This window comes from Aeromonas sp. DNRA1, assembly GCF_963888745.1.
GTDB classification, from domain to species: domain Bacteria; phylum Pseudomonadota; class Gammaproteobacteria; order Enterobacterales; family Aeromonadaceae; genus Aeromonas; species Aeromonas hydrophila.
In genome coordinates this window covers 19,292-39,268 of record NZ_CAWPKQ010000007.1, presented here as the reverse complement: position 1 = coordinate 39,268, position 19,977 = coordinate 19,292, and the positions used below count along the sequence as shown (strand labels likewise).

The following is a 19,977-nucleotide window of genomic DNA, read 5'->3' as shown; positions in this document are numbered from 1 at the left end:
GCAAGGTCAGGGCAGGAAGAGAGGGAACGGCGGATTGACTAAAAGCCGAACTCTGTTTAGAATTCGGCCTCTTTTGCTAGTCGTCACACGCTATAGCTGGCGCGTCGGCTAAGTGTGACAATCAAAACTGTACAGAAATACGGAATCGAATCATGAAACGTACTTTTCAACCGTCCAACCTGAAGCGCAAGCGCTCTCACGGTTTCCGCGCCCGCATGGCAACTGCCAACGGTCGTAAAGTTCTGGCCGCTCGTCGTGCCAAGGGTCGTGCCCGCCTGGTAGTCTAATGCCTACCCAGCACGCCTTTTCTCGGGAGTTACGTCTGTTAACTCCCGAACACTTCAAACGCGTTTTCGCCGAGCCTGTCCGGGCCGCTTCTCCGCAAATTACGCTTCTCGCCTGTCCCAATACCCTCGAACACCCTCGCCTTGGTCTCGCTGTGCCCAAAAAAGCACTCAAGCGTGCCGTCTGGCGCAACCGTGTAAAACGGGTGGTTCGGGAAAGTTTCCGCCTCAATCAGGCCAATCTGCCCGCTATCGACATCGTCGTGATCGCCAAGGCCGGTGTGAAAGAGATGGATAACGAGGAACTGTTCAAGTTACTGGAAAAGCTATGGCGCACTCTGTCACGCCGTTGCAATGGGTAGCTGTCAAACTGATACGCCTGTATCAGCTAATCATTAGCCCGCTGCTCGGGCCGCGCTGCCGTTTCACTCCGACTTGTTCCCAATTTGCGATAGAAGCAATCCGACTTCACGGTTTCATAAAAGGCGTTTGGTTAGCCAGCAAACGTCTATTAAAATGCCATCCCTTATCCGAGGGTGGTTATGACCCGGTTCCGCAACCAAAGCGAAGAAACTGAAGACTATGGAATCACAACGCAATCTCATCCTGATCGGTTTGCTGTTCGTGAGCTTTTTGCTCTGGCAACAGTGGGAGTCCGACAAGGCTCCGAAGCCGGCCCCGACTACCGTGGCCCAAACCGAACATTTCGTACCTGAAGCCGGTCAGACCGGTGATATTCCTCAGGTTTCCGAGCAAGCCAATGCGAACACCGCACGCAAGCTGATCACCGTCTCCTCCGACGTGCTCAAGCTGACCCTGGATACCCAGGGTGGCGACATCGTCTCTGCCGATCTACTGGCCCACAAGCTGGAAGAAGGCAAGGATCAACCGTTCGTACTGCTGACCAGCCAACCTGAGCACCTCTATGTTGCCCAGAGCGGTCTGGTTGGTCGCAATGGTCCTGACAGCCAGGCCCAGGGTCGTCCCACCTACGAAGCCGCCCAGACCAGCTACCAGCTGGCCGATGGTCAGGATCAAGTCGTCGTACCGATGACCTGGACCGACAGCAAGGGCGTGGTCTTCACCAAGGAGTTCGTCCTCAAGCGTGGTGACTACGCCGTTGGCGTCGATTACAAGATCGACAACAAGTCCGCCGAGCCGGTTCAGGTGCAGTTCTACGGCCAGCTGAAGCAGACCGTGACTACCCCGAAAGACCAGCAGGGTCATGCCATGGTGGCCAGTGCCTACCGTGGTGGTGCCTTCTCCAGCGAAGATACCCGCTACAAGAAGTACACCTTCGACGAGATGAAGGATGCCGACCTGAACAAGACCACCAAGGGTGGTTGGGTCGCCATGCTGCAACACTACTTCGTCTCTGCCTGGGCACCGAATGCCGACGATACCAACAGCTTCTACAGCCGCGTGATCCCTGGCAAAGACCAGGCCATCATCGGCTACAAGGCGCCGCTGGTTGACGTGGCTGCCGGCCAGCAAGCCGAAGTGACCAGCAAGCTGTGGGTCGGTCCCAAGCTGCAAGACCAGATGGCCAAGGTGGCAAACCACCTCGACCTGACCGTCGACTACGGCTGGCTCTGGTTCATCGCCCAGCCGCTGCACTGGCTGCTGACCGTGTTCCACGGTTTCGTTCAGAACTGGGGTGTGGCCATCATCATGCTGACCCTGCTGGTACGCGGCATCATGTTCCCGCTGACCAAGGCCCAGTACACCTCCATGGCCAAGATGCGCATGCTGCAGCCCAAGCTGGCCGCACTGCGTGAGCGCTTCGGCGACGATCGCCAGAAGATGTCTCAGGGCATGATGGAGCTGTACAAGAAGGAGAAGGTCAACCCGCTGGGTGGCTGTCTGCCGATCCTGGTACAGATGCCGATCTTCATCGCCCTCTACTGGGCACTGATGGAATCCGTTGAGCTGCGCCACGCGCCGTTCGCCCTGTGGATCACCGACCTGTCGGTGAAGGACCCCTTCTTCGTGCTGCCGATCCTCATGGGTGCATCCATGTGGTACCTGCAGAAGATGAGCCCGACCACCATCACCGACCCGATGCAGCAGAAAGTGATGCAGTTCATGCCGATCATCTTCACTTTCATGTTCCTCTGGTTCCCGGCAGGTCTGACCCTGTACTGGCTGGTGAGCAACGTCATCTCCATTACCCAGCAGACCATCATCTACCGTCAGCTCGAGAAGAAAGGCCTGCATACCCGCAGCTAATCGCTCCCGATGGCAAGATGGATGACAAAAGAGGCGGCCTTCGGGCCGCCTTTTTTATTACAATGACCCCACTGCTGTGAACCATCAGCGAACAAATGAGCCAAGCAAGATGACTACAGATACCATCGTGGCCCAGGCCACCGCCCCCGGCCGGGGTGGCGTCGGCATAGTCCGCGTCTCCGGTCCCGCCGCCGAACAGGTCGCCGAGATAGTGCTCGGCAAGCTCCCCCGGGTGCGTTATGCCGAATATCTGCCGTTCAGGGATGAGCAAGGCCAGCCGCTGGATCAGGGCATCGCCCTGCTGTTCAAGGCCCCCAACAGCTTCACCGGCGAAGATGTGCTGGAACTGCAGGGCCATGGCGGCCCGGTGATCATGGACATGCTGGTGCGCCGCATCCTGCAGATAAAAGGGCTGCGCCCTGCCCGCCCCGGCGAGTTCAGCGAACGCGCCTTCATGAACGACAAGCTGGATCTGGCCCAGGCCGAGGCCATCGCCGACCTTATCGAAGCGTCCAGCGAGCAGGCGGCCCGCAGTGCCATGCATTCCCTGCAGGGGCAGTTCTCCGGCAAGATCCAGCAGCTGGTGGAGAGTCTCACCCGGTTGCGTATCTATGTGGAAGCCGCCATCGACTTCCCGGACGAGGAGATCGATTTTCTCTCCGACGGCAAGGTGGCGGGCGATCTCTACGCCATCATGGACGAGCTGGATGCGGTGCGCGGGGAAGCCAAGCAGGGGGCCCTGCTGCGGGAAGGGATGAAGGTGGTGATCGCCGGTCGCCCCAACGCCGGCAAATCCAGCCTGCTCAACGCCCTGGCCGGCCGTGAGTCCGCCATCGTCACCGAGATCGCCGGCACCACCCGCGATGTGCTGCGCGAGCACATCCATCTGGATGGCATGCCGCTGCACATCATCGACACCGCCGGCCTGCGCGACACCCAGGACAAGGTGGAGCAGATCGGCATCGAGCGTGCCTGGGCCGAAATTGAACAGGCCGATCGGGTGCTGTTCATGGTGGATGGCACCACCACGGCTGCGGTCGACCCGCGGGAGATCTGGCCAGAATTTGTTAATCGGTTGCCAAAAAAGATTGGCCTCACCGTGGTGCGCAACAAGGCCGACCTAACCGGCGAAGATCTGGCGCCGAGTCAGGAACAGGGCCACGCCGTCTACCGCATCTCCGCCAAGACCGAGCTGGGTCTGCCCGCCCTGCGCGAGCACCTGAAAGCCTGCATGGGCTTCCAGGGCAACACCGAGGGGGGCTTCATGGCCCGCCGCCGCCACCTGGATGCGCTGGAGCGCGCCGCCGAACGGCTGCTGGTGGCCAAGGAGCAGCTGGAGGTGTTCGTGGCCGGCGAGCTGGTGGCCGAAGAGCTGCGCCTGGCGCAGGAGTCCCTCTCCGAGATCACCGGTGAGTTCAGCTCCGACGATCTGCTGGGCCGCATCTTCTCCAGCTTCTGCATCGGCAAATAACGCCGCACGGCAGGCAATAAAAAGCCCGGGTTCATCCCGGGCTTTTTTTGTGCATTTTTCATCCACCAACCTACAGGCGGCGCAGGCACCACATGAAGTAAGCGCCCCCTAACAAGGTGGAGACCAGCCCCACCGGCAGCTCCTGCGGGAACAGGATCTGCTGGCCGATCCAGTCCGCCGACACCATCAGCAGGGCGCCGGAGACGGCGGCACCGAGCAGGTGCCAGCGTGCCCGCACCAACCCCATCAGCTTGGCCATGTGCGGTGCCAGCAGACCGACGAAGGAGAGCGGCCCCACCACCAGGGTCGCGCTGGCGGTGAGCACGGCCACCAGCAGCAGGATGGCGAGCTGGGCCCGGTTGAGCCGAATGCCGAGCGCGGCGGCCACTGCCGGCCCCATCGGCAACAGATCGAGCCAGCGGCTGAGCAGCAGGCAGGCTGCCAGCAGCGTCAGCGCCAGCACGACCAACCCGCCAGCTATCGGCAGGGTGACGTAATAGGTGGAGCCGGACATCCAGGAGAGCAGTTGCTGCACCCGCAGGTCACCGTTGGCCAGCGCGATGGCCTGCAGCGGCTCGAACAGCGCCGTGATGGCGATGCCGGAGAGCAACAGCCGCTCTGGCTGGAAGCCGTGGCTGCGATTGACCAGCAGCAACAGCAGCAGACAACCGAAGGCACCGATCAGGCCGCCGGCCAGCATCATGGGCAACGGCAGGGCGGGTAGCAGCAGCGCCGTGGCAATCACCCCCATGAAGGTGCCACCACTCACCCCCAGCAGCTCGGGGCTCGCCATGGGGTTGCTGCTGACCCGTTGCAGCAGGGTGCCCGCCAATGCCAGCAGCACGCCCGCCGCACCGGCCGCCAGGGTGCGCGGCAGTCGCCATTCCAGCTGGGTCTGCCAACGCAGCCAGCTCGGCCAGTGCCAGCCGTCTATCCCCTGTCCAAACAACAAAGAAGCGATCACCGCCAATACCAGCCCCATCAACATCAGGCCGACAAGGCGGGCCGGCGCCGGGTGGCGGGCCACCAGCAGGGCGGCATTCGCCTTCGGCGTGCCCGACTTGATACCCAGGCGCGGGATCAGCCACAGCAGCAGTGGCGCCCCCAGCAGGGCCGTCATGGCACCGGTTGGGATGAGCACCGATCCGCTGCGGCTCAGGGATTGCAGCAGCAGATCGGTGGCCGCCAGCAGCAGAGCGCCCAGTACCGGGGCCCACAGCAGCCGCAGGGCCAGTTTTCTTACCCCCAGCAAGCGCACCAGGGCGGGCGCCGCCAACCCGATAAAGCCGATCAGCCCCACCACGCTCACCACGCAGGCGGTGACGAACACCGCCAGCCCCAGCCCAGCGAAACGCAGGTGCGAAAGGGAGACCCCCAGACTGCGGGCGCTGGCATCGTCCAGCTCCAGCACCGCCAGCGGGCGCACCAGCACCGCCGCCAACATCGCGGCCAGCAGCAACCGTGGTAGCAGATAGGCGACGCCGCTCCAGCTGTTCTGCACCAGCGAGCCACTACCCCATACCAGCAAGCCTTTCAGCTCCTCCTGAAAGAACAGCAGGAGCCCCATGCTGATGGCCGCCAGATAGAGGTTGATCACCAGCCCGGCAAAGACGATGACCACCGGATTGAGCTGGCGACGCCAGGCCAGGGCAAACACCAGCCCCATGGCGAGGCTGCCGCCGGCCATGGCGATCCACTCCCTCCCCAGCAGCAGCCAGGAGGGAGCAAACAGGGTCACCATCATCAGCGCCAGCTGGGCGCCGGAGGCCACCCCCAGGGTGCTGGGCGAGGCCAGCGGATTGCGCAATACCTGCTGCATCAGGGTACCGGCCAGCCCGAGGGCGGCGCCGGCCAGCAGGCAGACGGCAAGACGCGGCAGCCAGCTGAAGTGGACCACCGCCTGGCTGGCATCGGTCAGATCCGGCGACAACAGGGTTGCCAGCCAACGCGCCACCGGCAACTGACCGGCCAGCTCCCAACAGGCGAGCGCCAGCGTCAGCCCCAACAGCAGGCTGACGGGAAGCCGCAGCGGCAATGGAAAAATCCGGTTCATTGCAGCCCATCCTGCTGCAGCGCCGTACTGAGCTGCACGGCGAAGCGACGCGCCGCCAGCACGCCGCCAAAACTCCACACCGCAGGCAGATGCAGCACGGCCGCCGCCCTCACCTGTGGCAGTTGCTGCCACAGACCGGGCTCCTGCAGCCGCTCGCTCACCCCGACCGGGATCGGATCGACCACCACCAGCCGCGCCTGCGGCAGCGCCATCAACTGCTCCAGGCTGGCCACGGCAAAGCCCCAGGCATTGGTTTCCCCCTGCCAGCCATTGCGCAGGCCAAGCCGCTGCATCACCGCCTCGAACAGGCTGTGGCGGCCAAATACCCGCACATGGCGCTCATCGATGAACTGCACCACCAGCAGGGGCGGCAGATCTTCGGGTAATGTGGCCCGCATCTGCGCCAGATCCTGGTCCAGTCTGGCCAGCAGTTGCTCGGCCTCGGCGGTTTTGTCCACCAGCGCGGCGATGGTCAGGGTCGCCTCGTGCAGCCGCTGCCACAGATCGGCATCCGGCTCGTAGAGCGCGATGGATTGTACCGGCGCGATGCGGGAGAGGGTCGGCGCCAGCGGGGCCGCCAGCGGTGAAATGAGGATGCGGTCGGGTTTGAGCTCGGCCAGCAGCTCGCGGTTGGGCTGGGCGCGCTGGCCGATATCCACTACGGCGGCCGGCAGCAGCGGTTCGCCGACCCAGGCGCGGTAGGAGCCGACATCCCCCACCGCCAGCGGCGTCACCCCGAGCGCCAGCAGGGTTTCGGCTATGGTCCAGTCGACGGTGGCGATACGGGGTACCGGCACGGAGGTGGTCTGGGATGTGTCAGCCTGCGCTGCAAGCTGCAGCAGCAGGCCGACAAGGCAGAACGCCATCTTCTTCAATAAACGGTTCACGAGAGGCCCCCGGTCAGACGATGGCGATGGCATGGTCATGGGCCGGGTGGCGAATGACCTCCATCGGGATGCCATAAATGGCGTGCAGGGTCTCGCCGGTCATGATCTGTTCGGGTTCGCCGTGGGTCAGCAGGCGGCCGGAGTGCAGCGCCACCAGCCGATCACAGAAGCGGGAGGCCATGTTGATGTCGTGAATGACGATGATGACCCCGAGCTTGAGCTGGCGGCTCAACTGCTTGACGAGCGTGAGCACCTCCACCTGATGGGCCACGTCCAGCGCGGCCAGCGGCTCGTCCAGCAGGATGAAACGGCTCTCCTGGGCCAGCAGCATGGCCAGCCACACCCGCCCCCGCTCGCCGCCGGAAAGGGTATCCACCAGCCGATCGGCGAAGCGTTCGGTATGGGTCAGCGCGATGGCACGTTCAACCTGGCGGTGATCCTCCGCCCCCATCCGACCCAGCAGGCCGCGCCAGGGGTAGCGCCCCATCTCCACCAGCTCCCGCCCGAGCAGGTTTTCGGCGCTCGGCAGATGCTGGGGCAGATAGGCCACCTGACGAGCGAAGTCGCGCGCCCCCCACGCTGGCAGCGGCTTGTCATCGAACCGGATCTCGCCGTCACTGAGCGGCTGCTGGCGTGCCAGCAGCTTGAGCAGGGTGGATTTGCCCGAACCGTTGTGGCCGATGAGGCCATAGACCTTGCCCTGCTCGAAACAGAGATCGGTGGGGTGCAGCAGCGTGCGGTCATTGACCGCGAAGCTGGCTGATTTCATCTCAAACATAAGCGGTTCCTGTTGGCCGGGTTCAAACCGGCACCTCTGCATTCAAGTCACAATCCAGATGGGCGACCGCATCGCGGCTCACCTGCTCGCGCCGCTCGCCGGTCAGCTCGCTGAGCCGGCCCTGGCGCATCTCCAGCAGCCGGTCGGCCTGGGAGAAGTAGAGATCGTCGTGGCTGATGGCGATCACCGTCTTGCCCATCTGCTTCAGGCGCGGCAACAGCAGCTGATAGAAGATGCGGCGGAACTGGGGATCCTGATCCGCGGCCCACTCGTCAAACAGCATCACCTCGCGCTGCTCGGCCAGCGCCAGCAGCAGGGCGACTCGCTTGCGCTGCCCCTGGGAGAGGTCGATATCGGCGATGAAGCCATCTTCGATGGTGAGCTTGCTGCCCATCTGCAGCCGCTCCAGCCACTCGGCCACCAGCTCATCCTTGGGTTCCGGCCCCAGCAGGTGCTGGAACAGGTGATAGTCGGTGAAAATGGCGGAGAAGAGCGCCAGATAGGCGTTGCGATCGGTGACCGGCTCCCCATCCAGCAGGATCCGGCCCGATACCGGCTGATAGAGGCCGGTCAGCAGCATGGCCAGGGTCGACTTGCCGGAGCCGTTGCCACCGATGATGAAGATCTGCTCCCCCTTTTCGATGACCAGATCGATAGGGCCGACGGCAAAGCCGCCCTCCCCCTGATAGTGAAAGATCACCTGCTCCAACTCGATGCGCTGCCAGGCGCGGGGCGCGGACGGCAGCGGGAAGTCGGCGTCCGGCGCGGCCAGATTGAGCGCCGCAATCTTGTCGAACGCCACCTGGGCGGAGAGCAGGGTCGGCAGAGCGCCAATGCCCTGCAGCAAGGGGGTACGCAAGAACAGCAGGGTCAGCGCGAAGGTGGCGGCTACTTTGGTGTCGGCCCAGCCCAGTCCGTTGGCCAGGAAGAAGACCAGGCCGATGGCCCCCAGCATCATGATATTCGACCAGTTCACCGCGCTCAGGTGATAGGTGTCGGCACGGATGATCTGCTGGCGGTACTCCTGCGCATTCTGCTGATAAAGCTGGTGGTAGACGAAGTGAGCCCGCTCGCGGTTGAGCGCCAGCTCCTTGCTGCCGGCGATGATGGCCTGATAGTTCTGATAGAGCCGATCCTCGGCCTGACGCATGTGGGAGAGATGACGATAGACCCGGTTCACCAGCAGCCAGCCCACCACCATGGTGAAGGTGACCCAGAGCGTCGTGACGCCAAGCAGGGCCGGCGACAGCCAGCCGAGGTAGAGGGCCGACCCCAGGGTGAGCACCAGCCCCTGCACCAGCTCCGGCAGGCGTACGAAGGCGATGGTGATCTGGCCGATGTCGCTGGAGAGGGAGGCCAGCAGCGGCCCCTGGCCAATCTGGCGCAGACGGGCGACATCGGTATCCAGCAACTGCTTGAGCAGACGGCCCCGCAACCGGTAGACAAAATGATGGCCGAGGGTGGTCAGCGCCAGCTGAGAGCCGAGCGTGATCACCAGCAGCAATAAGATGAGGCCGATCAGCTGACCGAGCACCGGCAGCGGATCGCCGACGGATTCGACGAGAGACTGATTGATAAAGGCAATGACACCAATCCCGCTGACGGCACTGAGCAGGCTGAGCAGGGTAATGGCGATGAAGGGCCAACGATATTGGCGATAAACCAGAGACAAGAGTTCCATAGCGGACCGGTATTCCAGAGAGATCAGAGCAACTGCAGGTGAGAAGAAGGGCGGGAACCCAATTCCCGCCCCACTTCGATTACCAGCGGTAGTTGATGCTGCCCACTACGCTGCGCGGCTCGCCGTAGTAGCAGTAGTAGTCGCAGCTGGCCACGTAGGTATCACCCAGCAGGTTGTTGACGTTGAGCTGAGCCCGCCAGTTCTTGGCAAAGTCATACCCGATCATCGCATCCCACACGGTATGGGCCGGCACCTCGGCCGAGCCGTAGATGGGGGTGTAGTCCGCATTCACGGCACCGATGCCGACGCTGGAGCCGACGTAGCGCACGCCGCTACCCAGTTCCAGACCGGAGACCGGACCCTGCTGCACCTTGTAGTTGCCCCAGAAGGAGGCCTGGTGGCGCGGGATCAGACTGGCACGGCGATCGCCCTTGCCGGTGTCGTTGGTCTTGGCATCGGTATAGGTGTAGGCGGCGGTCAGGCGCAGCGCCTCGGTGGCCTGCACGCTCCCTTCCAGCTCGACGCCCTGGGAGGTCACTTCACCGGCCTGGGTCTGCTGGCCGGAACCAGTGGAGACCAGCGAGTTGGTCTGCTCCAGATCGAACAGGGCCAGGTTGATGTAGCCATCGAGGAAGCTCGGCGCGTACTTGACGCCGGTCTCGTACAGGGTGCCCTTGAGCGGCTTGTAGGATTGGCTGGTGTTGGGGTCGATCCCCGGCAGCACCTCGAACGACTCGGCATAGGCAATATAAGGAGAGAGACCGTTGTCGGCCAGGTACATCAGGCTGCCGGAGAGGGAGAGCTCGTGATCATACTGCTTCTCGTTCTTGCTCTTGGCTTCGCTGATGTTGTGGGTCTCCACGTAGTCGAAGCGACCGCCACCAGTCAGCAACCAGCGATCGTCCCAGCGGATCTGGTGCTGGGCATAGAGGCCGCTCTGGCCCTTGGTGCTCTTCTGGTGGGTGGCGGTGGATTCATCAAAACCGGGGAAGCCGCTGTGATCTGGGTGCTGGGTATCTATGGTACCCATCCACTGATCAGCTTCCATCCCCTCGTTGACATGACGTTGCAGATCCACCCCCAGCAGCAGAGTCTGTTCGGTGCTGTCAGTATTCCAGTAGCCCACCATCTGGTTGTCCATGGTGGCGCTCTTGGTGTTGCCATCCCGATAGATCATGCCACGACCACGAACCGGCATATTCTCATCGGGTGTCGCTGGCCAGGCTGCCCAAGGATATATATAGGTCTGGCGCAGCAGCAGATCGTTGTAGTTGAAGCGAACGTTCTGCTTGAACTCCCAGGTCTGGTTGAGCTGGTGGGCCAGCTCGTAACCGGTGGAGATCTGGGTGTTGCGGTTGCGATCGTAATCCGGCTGGCTCAGGTTGGTGCTGGGATCGATCTGGCCACCGCTGGTATTGAGGGTGCCGTACACCGGGAAGAAGCCGTTGGTCGGCACCCCTTCGTCGTGCAGGAAGCTGGCCAGCAGGGTCAGGCGGGTGCGATCCGAGAGATCGAAGGTCACGCTCGGCGCCAGATAGACGCGATCGTTGTAGGTGCCGTCCAGCACACCATCACGCTCTTTATATAGAGCAACCATGCGGTAGCGGCTGTTGTCGGTCAGTGCATCGGAGACATCCACCCCGATCTGGCGATGATCCCGGCTGCCCAGCTGCAGATCCAGCAGCCCCTGCGGGGTGGCGGTCGGCCGCTTGCTGATGGCATTGATCACGCCGCCGGGAGGCGCCTCGCCGTAGAGGATCGAGGCAGGCCCTTTCAGCACTTCCACGCTCTCCAGGCCGAACGGCTCCGGCGTCCAGAGATAATAACCGATGCCGAACAGACGGTTGCCATCCAGATAGGAGGCGGCATCGAAGCCACGCACCTTGAACCAGTCGGTATTGTTGTCGGATCCATAGAAGCCGCTGAGCACGCCGGAGCGGTAGCGCAGGGACTCGTCAAGCTGCTGCACCGCGTGCTGATCCAGATCCTCGCGGTTGACCACGGAGACGGCGCGAGGCGTCTCGGCCATCGGCACTTCCACCTTCATGGCGGTGCCGGTGACCACCATGGTCTCGCTGGCCTTGGGCAGTTCTTTTGGTTGTTCGACCGCCAGCACGGGCAAGCTGGCCAACAGGCAGGAGAGCGGCAACAGTTGCTGTGCGCTTCTCTTTCGCATTGCTGCGATGGGGGTGTCTTTTTGCGCAATCATTGTAAGTGTCTCAAATATCAATGAGTTGTTTCTGATTTCTTATTATTGGTGCCCGGTCATGCCGGCAGCCCGGTTCCTCAGGCGAATAAAGCAGCGACATGCTACTACAGGAGCCATGATCGAATCGATTCAATAATTGCTAATCATTTGCATCTGCATTGTTACTTGACGTATCAAGGCGTCGATTGGAAAACATATGAAGAGGGGGAGCAGATCTTTTTCTGCCAGTCGGCAAGAAGGCGTCAACGGAGCGTCGGGGATCCCCATTGAGGGGCAAAAAGCACAGAGGATCCATTATCCCCAAGCTTTATCCATATTTATCCACACCCTTTGGCGGTAGAATCCGTCTTTCCCTCGCTTCGTCTGAAATCAGGATCCATTCCATGGCCAAACTCAACCTTGTCGTCGGTTCCATGCTGGGAGCCGCCGAATATGTCGCAGACCACGTCGCCAACCTGCTGGAACAGGCAGGTCATCAGGCCGAGATCCACAATCCGGCCAGCCTGGCCGAGGTGCTCGCCGAGCCAGAAGCCATATTGCTGGTGGTCACCTCGACCCACGGTGCCGGCGATGTGCCGGACAACCTGCAGCCCTTCGCCAAGGATCTTGCCGAGCAGCATCCGGATCTTAAAACATTGAAATATGGCGTGATCGCGCTGGGTGACAGCAGTTATGACACCTTTTGCCAGGGCGGCAAGACACTGGATCGACTGCTGGCGGAGTGCGGCGCCAGTCGGATTGGAGATCGTCTGGACATCGATGTGACCCAGCACGAGATCCCGGAAGATGCCGCTGAAGGCTGGATCCGGGACTGGCTGGCATTGATCGCCTGAACGGGAGCGGGAGATCCGGTAAAAAGGCCTTGATCTCCCCGCTTATCCCCAGATCGCTATCCACCAGGTTATTAACAGATGGATCCGGATAAGTTGTTCTACGCTGTTACCCACAACGTTGCCGGTAAATGTGTATAACTATGGTGTAAAACTCTGTAAAACCTATAGTTATCCATGTATGAGATCCAGAGCGGCAAGCCTCTGTGTATAAAAACCCTTGTTATCCCCCAGTTCACGGGGCCAGGATCCAAGCTTTTCCACAACCTGGGATCGTCTTTAACACGATGATCTTTATGATCAAAAAGTGCTTATCAACAGAAGTGGCGGATCCTAATAAAAGATCCAATAAAAGATCGATCTAAAGATCCTTAAGATCTATTTAGTGGATCCTCCCTCCATACTGAACGCTAAGTAGACGTTCCCCTCAGGGCGTGAAACAGATAGAATGTTCCGCCCTTCAGCCCAGGCAAATAAAGATCTTCAGGCGTGCAGATCAAGGTGATCCCCAATGCAATACCATGAACAATTTGATGTGATCGTCGTTGGCGGCGGTCATGCAGGAACCGAAGCAGCAACAGCGGCAGCCCGGATGGGGCTGAATACCCTGTTGCTGACCCACAATATCGATACGCTGGGACATATGTCCTGTAATCCGGCGATCGGCGGGATCGGCAAGGGACACCTGGTCAAGGAAGTAGATGCCCTCGGCGGGATCATGGCACGCGCCATCGATCTTGGCGGGATCCAGTTCCGCACCCTCAACTCCTCCAAAGGACCGGCAGTGCGCGCCACCCGTGCCCAGGCGGATCGCCTGCTGTACAAGGCCGTCGTACGCCAGATGCTGGAGAACTACCCCAACCTGAAGATCTTCCAGCAGGCCTGTGACGATCTGATCATGGACGGGGATCGGGTTGCCGGGGTAGTGACCCAGAGCGGGATCCGCATCAGTGGCAAGACGGTAGTACTGACCGTCGGCACCTTCCTGAATGGCCTGATCCACATCGGGATGGAGAACTACAAGGGCGGCCGCGCCGGGGATCCTCCCTCGATCGCCCTCGCCCAGCGCCTGCGTGAACTGCCGCTGCGCATCGATCGTCTCAAGACCGGCACTCCGCCGCGCATCGATGCCCGCAGCGTCGATTTATCGGTGATGCAGGCCCAGTACGGCGACGATCCGCGCCCGGTCTTCTCCTTCATCGGCGACGCCAGCCAGCACCCGCGTCAGGTGCCCTGCTACGTTACCCATACCAACGAGCGCACCCACGAGGTGATCCGCAACAACCTGGATCGCAGCCCCATGTACGCCGGGGTGATCGAGGGGATTGGGCCGCGTTACTGCCCGTCGATCGAGGACAAGATCACCCGTTTTGCCGACAAGACGGCGCACCAGATCTTCGTCGAGCCGGAAGGCCTGACCACCCACGAACTCTACCCGAACGGGATCTCCACCAGCCTGCCGTTCGACGTGCAGGTGCAGATCGTCCGTTCCGTGCGCGGCTTCGAGAATGCCCACATCACCCGTCCCGGCTACGCCATCGAATATGACTTCTTCGATCCGCGGGATCTCAAGGCCAACATGGAGAGCAAGTGCATTCCAAACCTGTTCTTCGCCGGCCAGATCAACGGCACCACCGGCTATGAAGAGGCGGCCGCCCAGGGTCTGCTGGCCGGTCTGAACGCCGGTCTGCGGGCGCAGGAGAAAGATGCCTGGCATCCGCGCCGGGATCAGGCCTACATCGGTGTGATGATGGACGATCTCTCCACCCTGGGGACTCGCGAGCCCTACCGCATGTTCACCAGCCGCGCCGAATATCGCCTGCTGCTGCGGGAAGACAACGCCGACCTGCGTCTGACCGGCATCGGTCGCGAACTGGGTCTGGTGGACGACGAGCGCTGGGGCAAGTTCAACGCCAAGATGGAGCAGGTGGAGCAGGAGCGTCAGCGCATGCGCTCGACCTGGATCCACCCGCAGCATCCGTCGCTGGAAGCCGTCAATGCCCTGGTCAACACCCCGTTGACCCGCGAGCAGAGCCTGGAAGAGCTGCTGCGTCGCCCCGAGGTGACCTATGAGGCTCTGATGGCCATCGAGGGAGTCGGTCCGGCCCTGACCGATACGGCCGCCGCCGATCAGGTGGAGATCCAGATCAAGTACGCCGGCTACATCGAACGCCAGCACGACGAAGTGGAGAAGCAGCTGCGCAACGAGAACACCTTGTTGCCGCTGGACATGAACTACCGCGACGTCAACGGCCTCTCCAACGAGGTGATCGCCAAGCTCAATGATGCCAAGCCACAGACCATAGGTCAGGCGTCACGCATCTCCGGCATCACCCCGGCGGCCATCTCCATCCTGCTGGTTCATCTGAAAAAACACGGCCTGCTGCGTAAAACCGCCTGAGGATCCTACCGTTGCAAAAAATGCTGGAAAGATTGAACGGCCTGCTCATGCAGGCCGGAATTGTTATCACCGATACCCAAAAGACCCAGTTGGTTCAGCTTGTCGAGTTGCTGCACAAGTGGAACAAGGCTTACAATCTCACCTCGGTACGAGATCCGGACGCCATGCTGGTCAAGCATATCCTCGACAGCCTGGTGGTGAGCCAGCACCTGCACGGTGAGCGCTTCATCGATGTGGGCACCGGCCCGGGCCTACCCGGCCTGCCGCTGGCGATCATCAACCCGGACAAGCAATTCGTGCTGCTGGACAGCCTGGGCAAGCGGATCAACTTCATCCGCCAGGTGATTCTGGAGCTGGGCTTGACCAACGTGACGCCGGTCAAATCCAGGGTCGAAGAGTATCAGCCCGAGGTCGGATTTGACGGCGTGCTGAGCCGGGCATTCGCCTCGCTGGAAGACATGCTGAACTGGTGTCACCATCTGCCGTCGGCCCAGGGCAGCTTCTTGGCGCTCAAGGGACAATTCCCCGAGCAGGAGCTGGCCCAGTTGCCCGCCAACATCCATCTGGTCGCCTCCCATCAACTGGTGGTGCCGGAACTGGAAGGCGAACGTCATCTGCTGGAATTCAAATATATCCAGCCCGAATAGGGTCGCAGTTTCATTTAGGGGACAGTGTGGGAAAAGTCATCGCCATAGCCAACCAGAAGGGTGGAGTGGGTAAAACCACCACCTGTGTGAACTTGGCCGCCTCCATGGCCGCTACCCGCCGCAAGGTGCTGGTGATCGATCTGGATCCGCAGGGCAATGCCACCATGGGCAGCGGCGTCGACAAGTACGATGTCGAGCGCACCGCCTATGAGCTGCTGATCGAGGACGCCCCCATCGGCGAGGTGATCATCCCCGAAACCTCCGGGGGCTATCACCTGATCGCCGCCAACGCCGACGTGACCGCAGCCGAAATCCGGCTGATGGAATTCTTCGCCCGCGAGATCCGCCTGCGCAATGCGCTGGCCTCGGTACGGGACAAATACGACTACGTCTTCATCGACTGCCCGCCTTCTCTCAACATGCTGACCGTCAACGCCATGGCCGCCGCCGACTCCGTGCTGGTGCCCATGCAGTGCGAATACTATGCGCTGGAAGGGCTTACCGCCCTGGTCGACACCATCAGCAAGCTGGCAGCCGTGGTCAACCCGGAGCTGAAGATCGAGGGGGTGCTGCGCACCATGTTCGATCACCGCAACCGGCTGGCCAATGATGTGTCCGATCAGCTTAAACAGCACTTCGGGGACAAGGTCTATCGCACCATCATTCCCCGCAACGTAAGACTGGCTGAGGCGCCGAGCTTCGGTGCGCCGGCCATGCACTATGACAAATCATCGGTGGGCGCCAAGGCCTATCTGGCTCTGGCTGGCGAGATCCTCCGCCGTCAGGAGCAGGAACGTCAGGTGACCATCGCAGACCGAGAGAGCATATGACGCCGAAAAAACGTGGGTTGGGCAAGGGGCTGGACGCTCTGCTCAGCACCAGCACGGCCGCGCGCCAGAAACAGGTGATGAGCGACCAGCGCACCGAGCAGGCCATGGCCCCGACCAACCAGGGCGAGCTGCGCAAGCTGCCGGTGGAGTGGCTGCAATCCGGCAAGTACCAGCCGCGCAAGGATATGTCGCAGGATGCGCTGGAAGATCTGGCCAACTCCATCCGTGCCCAGGGGGTGATCCAGCCCATCGTGGTGCGTCCGCTTGGCGAGCACTCCTTCGAAATCATCGCCGGTGAGCGGCGCTGGCGCGCCTCCCAGCTGGCCCGCCTCGAGGTGGTGCCCTGCCTGGTCAAGGACGTGCCTGACGAGGCGGCCGTCGCCATCGCGCTGATTGAGAACATCCAGCGCGAGGATCTCAACGCCATCGAAGAGGCGGTCGCCCTGCAGCGGCTGCTGACCGAATTTGAACTGACCCACCAACAGGTGGCCGAGGCAGTGGGCAAGTCCCGCACCACGGTCACCAACCTGCTGCGCCTCAATCAGCTCAACGACGACGTGAAGCGTTTCGTCGAGCACGGCGACCTCGACATGGGCCATGCCCGCGCCCTGCTGGCGCTGAGCGGCCAGGCCCAGTCCGAACTGGCGAAACTGGTGGCCCAGAAGGGGCTGACAGTGCGAGATACCGAGAAGCTGGTGCAAAAAGCGCTGGAACCGGCAAAAGCCAAGGCCGAGCCTGTCCGTGATCCCCAGTTTGGTTATCTCGAGCGCCAGATTTCAGAAAAAATTGGCAATCAGGTACAACTTCAGCCGGGAAAACAGGATAGCGGTAAGTTAGTAATAAGTTACGAGAACTTGGCGGATTTGGACCGGGTATTGGGCTATTTTGGCCTGTCAGAAACGTGATTTTTACGCTTTTTGTAGTAATAAAACATCCATTCCTTTTGATATGAACATAACCTTAATTCTGTGCGGAAAGCCGCAAAAATTAAGGATTTTTGCCATGTTGCAATAGCTGTCTTCAAGGGTATAATTTGACCGGCTTTTTGGGCTGTAAACGCGGGGTCTTCGGATCCCGATTTTTTACAGTTCTGTAATGTTCAGGGGTAGGTTGGTGAAGCAGAAAATAGCCTTGGAAGGTTTAACGCTGGCCTTGGCTATGCTCGTTTGTCAGCTCGTCCTGATCCTGGCGATCAGTACCGTCTGGTTTTACCAGACCGGTGCGTTTGCCGGACGCTCCTCCCTCTTCGGGGGGGGCATGTACTGGGTTCCTCAAGCCCTGTTCACGCTCTGGGTTCTGCGCCGCAAGGTGACGAAGGAGAGCGTGGGCCTGGTTCTGCGGGACTTTTATGGTGGGGCAGGGATTAAGCTCATTACTACAACAGGACTTTTCGCCCTGATGTTTGGCGCCGGGATCGAGGTCGATACCGTCTCGTTCTTCGCCACTTATATCCTCGCCCTCGTTGTACAGTGGATAGTCTCATTCACGCTTAACAACCACTATTAGGAAAACTCATGTCTGCAACCGGAGAAGTCCTGACTCCTCAGGGATATATCTCCCACCATCTGACCCATCTGCAAGTCGGGTCTGGGTTCTGGACGGTGAATATCGATTCCATGATATTTTCCGTCTTGCTAGGCGCTCTGTTTATCTGGTCGTTCCGCCGTGTCGCCGTCAAGGCTACCAGCGGTGTGCCCGGCAAACTGCAGTGCTTTGTGGAGATGCTGGTCGAGTTTGTGAGTGGTAACGTCAAGGACATCTTTCACGGTCGTAACAAGGTCATCGCACCTTTGGGCCTGACAGTGTTCGTGTGGATCTTCCTGATGAACCTGATGGATCTGATCCCCGTTGACTTTATCCCCCACGCTGCACAGTTGATGGGTGTTCCCTATCTGCGTGTGGTTCCCTCTGCTGACGTTAACATCACCATGTCCATGGCTTTGGGCGTGTTCTTCTTGATCCTGTACTACAGCATCAAGGTCAAGGGTATCGGCGGGTTCGTGAAGGAGCTGACGCTTCAGCCTTTCAACCACCCGGCGGCCATCCCGGTTAACCTCATCCTGGAAACTGTTACGCTGATTTCCAAACCTGTTTCTCTGGGTCTTCGACTGTTCGGCAACATGTATGCTGGCGAACTGATCTTTATCCTGATTGCGGGTTTGCTACCCTGGTGGTCACAGTGGATCCTGTCCGTGCCTTGGGCAATTTTCCACATCCTGATCATCACTTTGCAGGCGTTTATCTTCATGGTGCTGACCATCGTCTATCTGTCGATGGCACAAGAAGACCATGGTTGATGCAACTCAAATAATCCTTTTTATACAATCAATTACATCTAAATAAATGGAGATCCTCATGGAAAACTTGAACATGGACCTGCTGTACATCGCTGCTGCAATGATGATGGGTCTGGCGGCTATCGGCGCGTCCATCGGTATCGGTATCCTGGGTGGCAAGTTCCTGGAAGGCGCTGCTCGTCAACCTGACCTGATCCCTGTTCTGCGTACCCAGTTCTTCATCGTGATGGGTCTGGTGGATGCGATCCCGATGATCGCCGTTGGTCTGGGTCTGTACGTGATGTTTGCGGTTGCTGGCTAAGTCTCAACGACTCCCGGACATAACCCATTAACTAACTAAGAGGACATAGGCTGTGAATATCAACGCCACCCTCCTCGGCCAAGCAATTGCTTTTTTCATCTTCGTAGTGTTTTGCATGAAGTACGTATGGCCGCCGCTGATGGCAGCCATCGAAGCCCGTCAGAAAGCCATTGCTGACGGTCTCTCTTCCGCGGAGCGTGCCAAGAAAGATCTGGATTTGGCCAAGGCCAACGCCACCGATCAGCTGAAAGAAGCCAAGCTCCAGGCTGCAGAAATCATTGAACAGGCTAACAAACGTAAAGCCCAGATCATTGATGAGGCTGCTGCCGGTGCCCACTCTGAGCGGGAAAAAATCCTGGCTCAGGGCCGTGCCGAGATCGAAGCTGAACGTCATCGTGCCAAAGAAGAACTGCGTAAGCAGGTTGCTGCTCTTGCCATTGCTGGTGCAGAGAAGATCCTGGCGCGTCAAATCGACCAGGCTGCCAACAGCGACATCGTCGACAAACTGGTAGCAGAACTGTAACGGGAACGGGGCTATGTCTGAACTGACTACAATCGCTCGCCCCTACGCCAAGGCTGCTTTCGAGTTTGCCGTTGAGCACAAGGCGGTTGACCAGTGGCTGGGGATGCTCGGCTTCGCTGCACAAGTAGCGGAGAACGAGACCATCCACAACCTGGTAAACGGCTCTGTGGCTGCTGAAGAACTGGCAAGTATCTTTGTCGGTATCTGCGGTGAGCAACTCGACGAGCATGGTCAGAACCTGATCCGGGTGATGGCTGAGAATGGTCGCTTGGGTGTGCTGCCGGCGGTCGTTGCTGAATTCGTCGCGTTCAAGGCTGAACTGGATAAAGAAGTTCAGGCTGACGTGATTTCGGCGATCGAACTGACCGACCAGCAGAAAGCCAATATTCAGGCTTCTCTGGAACAACGTCTCGCGCGCAAAGTGAAGCTGAATTGCAGCATGGATGCGTCCTTGATGGCCGGGGTGCTCATCAAGGCCGGTGATCTGGTTATCGACGGTACAGTCCGCGGTAAGCTGGATCGCATGGCTGACGCGCTGCAATCTTGATTGGGGTAT

20 protein-coding genes are annotated in these 19,977 nt (G+C 60.3%); 15 read left to right on the top strand and 5 right to left on the bottom strand.

Translation table 11 applies throughout. The features are described from left to right. Positions 1-152 precede the first annotated feature (152 nt). The 5 genes from rpmH (at position 153) to mnmE (ending at position 3,984) form a co-directional block, all read left to right on the top strand. Positions 153-287 (top strand): 50S ribosomal protein L34, encoded by a 135-nt coding sequence (gene rpmH, locus AACQ43_RS19445; RefSeq protein ID WP_005307156.1) that lies wholly within the window; start codon positions 153-155, stop codon positions 285-287. Further along, positions 287-646 carry a ribonuclease P protein component gene (rnpA, locus tag AACQ43_RS19440; protein WP_016352406.1) on the top strand — a complete coding sequence of 120 codons (360 nt, stop codon included), beginning with the start codon at positions 287-289 and terminating at the stop codon, positions 644-646. The genes rpmH and rnpA overlap by 1 nt, the downstream gene beginning before the upstream one ends. Then, entirely contained in the window at positions 613-861 is a 249-nt protein-coding gene (gene yidD / locus AACQ43_RS19435) for a membrane protein insertion efficiency factor YidD (protein ID WP_010635605.1), read from the top strand. The genes rnpA and yidD overlap by 34 nt, the downstream gene beginning before the upstream one ends. 5 nt (positions 862-866) lie before the next feature. Then, positions 867-2,513, top strand: a complete 1,647-nt coding sequence (gene yidC, locus AACQ43_RS19430; protein WP_011707925.1) for a membrane protein insertase YidC — start codon at positions 867-869, stop codon at positions 2,511-2,513. A gap of 109 nt (positions 2,514-2,622) precedes the next feature. Continuing rightward, complete coding sequence (gene mnmE / locus AACQ43_RS19425; protein WP_168968379.1) at positions 2,623-3,984, top strand: tRNA uridine-5-carboxymethylaminomethyl(34) synthesis GTPase MnmE; 1,362 nt, start codon at positions 2,623-2,625, stop codon at positions 3,982-3,984. Between the two features lie 70 nt (positions 3,985-4,054). On the opposite strand, the gene fhuB is transcribed toward mnmE, so the two are convergent. From fhuB to AACQ43_RS19400, 5 genes are all read right to left on the bottom strand, one after another. Beyond that, positions 4,055-6,037 (bottom strand): Fe(3+)-hydroxamate ABC transporter permease FhuB, encoded by a 1,983-nt coding sequence (gene fhuB, locus AACQ43_RS19420; RefSeq protein WP_168968377.1) that lies wholly within the window; start codon positions 6,035-6,037, stop codon positions 4,055-4,057. Then, on the bottom strand, positions 6,034-6,903 hold the full coding sequence (locus AACQ43_RS19415; protein ID WP_168968455.1) for an ABC transporter substrate-binding protein: 870 nt from the start codon (positions 6,901-6,903) through the stop codon (positions 6,034-6,036). The genes fhuB and AACQ43_RS19415 overlap by 4 nt, the downstream gene beginning before the upstream one ends. Positions 6,904-6,937: 34 nt before the next feature. Next, entirely contained in the window at positions 6,938-7,702 is a 765-nt protein-coding gene (locus AACQ43_RS19410) for an ATP-binding cassette domain-containing protein (RefSeq protein WP_005307174.1), read from the bottom strand. Between the two features lie 22 nt (positions 7,703-7,724). Further along, positions 7,725-9,383, bottom strand: coding sequence for a multidrug ABC transporter permease/ATP-binding protein (locus AACQ43_RS19405; RefSeq protein ID WP_168968374.1), 1,659 nt, complete (start codon positions 9,381-9,383; stop codon positions 7,725-7,727). Between the two features lie 79 nt (positions 9,384-9,462). Beyond that, positions 9,463-11,592, bottom strand: a complete 2,130-nt coding sequence (locus AACQ43_RS19400) for a TonB-dependent siderophore receptor (protein WP_168968372.1) — start codon at positions 11,590-11,592, stop codon at positions 9,463-9,465. A 383-nt stretch (positions 11,593-11,975) separates the two neighbouring features. Here AACQ43_RS19400 and mioC point away from each other — a divergent pair, with 383 nt between their 5' ends. The 10 genes from mioC to atpH all read left to right on the top strand — a co-directional run bounded on the left by mioC (position 11,976) and on the right by atpH (position 19,968). Then, positions 11,976-12,425, top strand: a complete 450-nt coding sequence (gene mioC, locus AACQ43_RS19395; protein ID WP_168968370.1) for an FMN-binding protein MioC — start codon at positions 11,976-11,978, stop codon at positions 12,423-12,425. Positions 12,426-12,933: 508 nt separating this feature from the next. Further along, a complete protein-coding gene (mnmG, locus tag AACQ43_RS19390; protein ID WP_106553672.1) occupies positions 12,934-14,823 on the top strand; it encodes a tRNA uridine-5-carboxymethylaminomethyl(34) synthesis enzyme MnmG in 1,890 nt (629 codons plus the stop codon). A 20-nt stretch (positions 14,824-14,843) separates the two neighbouring features. Continuing rightward, positions 14,844-15,470, top strand: a complete 627-nt coding sequence (gene rsmG, locus AACQ43_RS19385) for a 16S rRNA (guanine(527)-N(7))-methyltransferase RsmG (protein ID WP_168968368.1) — start codon at positions 14,844-14,846, stop codon at positions 15,468-15,470. A gap of 26 nt (positions 15,471-15,496) precedes the next feature. Continuing rightward, on the top strand, positions 15,497-16,300 hold the full coding sequence (locus AACQ43_RS19380; RefSeq protein ID WP_011707916.1) for a ParA family protein: 804 nt from the start codon (positions 15,497-15,499) through the stop codon (positions 16,298-16,300). After that, complete coding sequence (locus tag AACQ43_RS19375; protein ID WP_168968366.1) at positions 16,297-17,205, top strand: ParB/RepB/Spo0J family partition protein; 909 nt, start codon at positions 16,297-16,299, stop codon at positions 17,203-17,205. The genes AACQ43_RS19380 and AACQ43_RS19375 overlap by 4 nt, the downstream gene beginning before the upstream one ends. 190 nt (positions 17,206-17,395) lie before the next feature. After that, positions 17,396-17,806: an ATP synthase subunit I gene (locus AACQ43_RS19370; RefSeq protein WP_017410469.1), complete on the top strand. Its 411-nt coding sequence runs from the start codon at positions 17,396-17,398 to the stop codon at positions 17,804-17,806. 8 nt (positions 17,807-17,814) lie between these two features. Next, positions 17,815-18,597: a F0F1 ATP synthase subunit A gene (atpB, locus tag AACQ43_RS19365; RefSeq protein ID WP_011707913.1), complete on the top strand. Its 783-nt coding sequence runs from the start codon at positions 17,815-17,817 to the stop codon at positions 18,595-18,597. 58 nt (positions 18,598-18,655) lie between these two features. Further along, positions 18,656-18,898, top strand: coding sequence for a F0F1 ATP synthase subunit C (atpE, locus tag AACQ43_RS19360; RefSeq protein ID WP_005307205.1), 243 nt, complete (start codon positions 18,656-18,658; stop codon positions 18,896-18,898). Between the two features lie 52 nt (positions 18,899-18,950). Next, positions 18,951-19,421 (top strand): F0F1 ATP synthase subunit B, encoded by a 471-nt coding sequence (gene atpF / locus AACQ43_RS19355; RefSeq protein WP_011707912.1) that lies wholly within the window; start codon positions 18,951-18,953, stop codon positions 19,419-19,421. A 13-nt stretch (positions 19,422-19,434) separates the two neighbouring features. Further along, positions 19,435-19,968, top strand: a complete 534-nt coding sequence (gene atpH / locus AACQ43_RS19350; RefSeq protein ID WP_011707911.1) for a F0F1 ATP synthase subunit delta — start codon at positions 19,435-19,437, stop codon at positions 19,966-19,968. The last annotated feature ends 9 nt before the right edge of the window (positions 19,969-19,977 follow it).

What these genes read in the sequence shown, in the direction of transcription:
- atpH (WP_011707911.1), top strand. Translation starts at nt 19,435, where the DNA reads ATGTCTGAACTGACTACAATCGCTCGCCCCTACGCCAAGGCTGCTTTC.
- AACQ43_RS19415 (WP_168968455.1), bottom strand. Translation starts at nt 6,903, where the DNA reads ATGGCGTTCTGCCTTGTCGGCCTGCTGCTGCAGCTTGCAGCGCAGGCT.
- AACQ43_RS19370 (WP_017410469.1), top strand. Translation starts at nt 17,396, where the DNA reads ATGTTCAGGGGTAGGTTGGTGAAGCAGAAAATAGCCTTGGAAGGTTTA.
- AACQ43_RS19375 (WP_168968366.1), top strand. Translation starts at nt 16,297, where the DNA reads ATGACGCCGAAAAAACGTGGGTTGGGCAAGGGGCTGGACGCTCTGCTC.
- rpmH (WP_005307156.1), top strand. Translation starts at nt 153, where the DNA reads ATGAAACGTACTTTTCAACCGTCCAACCTGAAGCGCAAGCGCTCTCAC.
- mnmE (WP_168968379.1), top strand. Translation starts at nt 2,623, where the DNA reads ATGACTACAGATACCATCGTGGCCCAGGCCACCGCCCCCGGCCGGGGT.
- mioC (WP_168968370.1), top strand. Translation starts at nt 11,976, where the DNA reads ATGGCCAAACTCAACCTTGTCGTCGGTTCCATGCTGGGAGCCGCCGAA.
- atpB (WP_011707913.1), top strand. Translation starts at nt 17,815, where the DNA reads ATGTCTGCAACCGGAGAAGTCCTGACTCCTCAGGGATATATCTCCCAC.
- AACQ43_RS19405 (WP_168968374.1), bottom strand. Translation starts at nt 9,383, where the DNA reads ATGGAACTCTTGTCTCTGGTTTATCGCCAATATCGTTGGCCCTTCATC.
- atpE (WP_005307205.1), top strand. Translation starts at nt 18,656, where the DNA reads ATGGAAAACTTGAACATGGACCTGCTGTACATCGCTGCTGCAATGATG.
- rsmG (WP_168968368.1), top strand. Translation starts at nt 14,844, where the DNA reads ATGCTGGAAAGATTGAACGGCCTGCTCATGCAGGCCGGAATTGTTATC.
- AACQ43_RS19410 (WP_005307174.1), bottom strand. Translation starts at nt 7,702, where the DNA reads ATGTTTGAGATGAAATCAGCCAGCTTCGCGGTCAATGACCGCACGCTG.
- rnpA (WP_016352406.1), top strand. Translation starts at nt 287, where the DNA reads ATGCCTACCCAGCACGCCTTTTCTCGGGAGTTACGTCTGTTAACTCCC.
- yidD (WP_010635605.1), top strand. Translation starts at nt 613, where the DNA reads ATGGCGCACTCTGTCACGCCGTTGCAATGGGTAGCTGTCAAACTGATA.
- mnmG (WP_106553672.1), top strand. Translation starts at nt 12,934, where the DNA reads ATGCAATACCATGAACAATTTGATGTGATCGTCGTTGGCGGCGGTCAT.
- fhuB (WP_168968377.1), bottom strand. Translation starts at nt 6,037, where the DNA reads ATGAACCGGATTTTTCCATTGCCGCTGCGGCTTCCCGTCAGCCTGCTG.
- yidC (WP_011707925.1), top strand. Translation starts at nt 867, where the DNA reads ATGGAATCACAACGCAATCTCATCCTGATCGGTTTGCTGTTCGTGAGC.
- AACQ43_RS19400 (WP_168968372.1), bottom strand. Translation starts at nt 11,592, where the DNA reads ATGATTGCGCAAAAAGACACCCCCATCGCAGCAATGCGAAAGAGAAGC.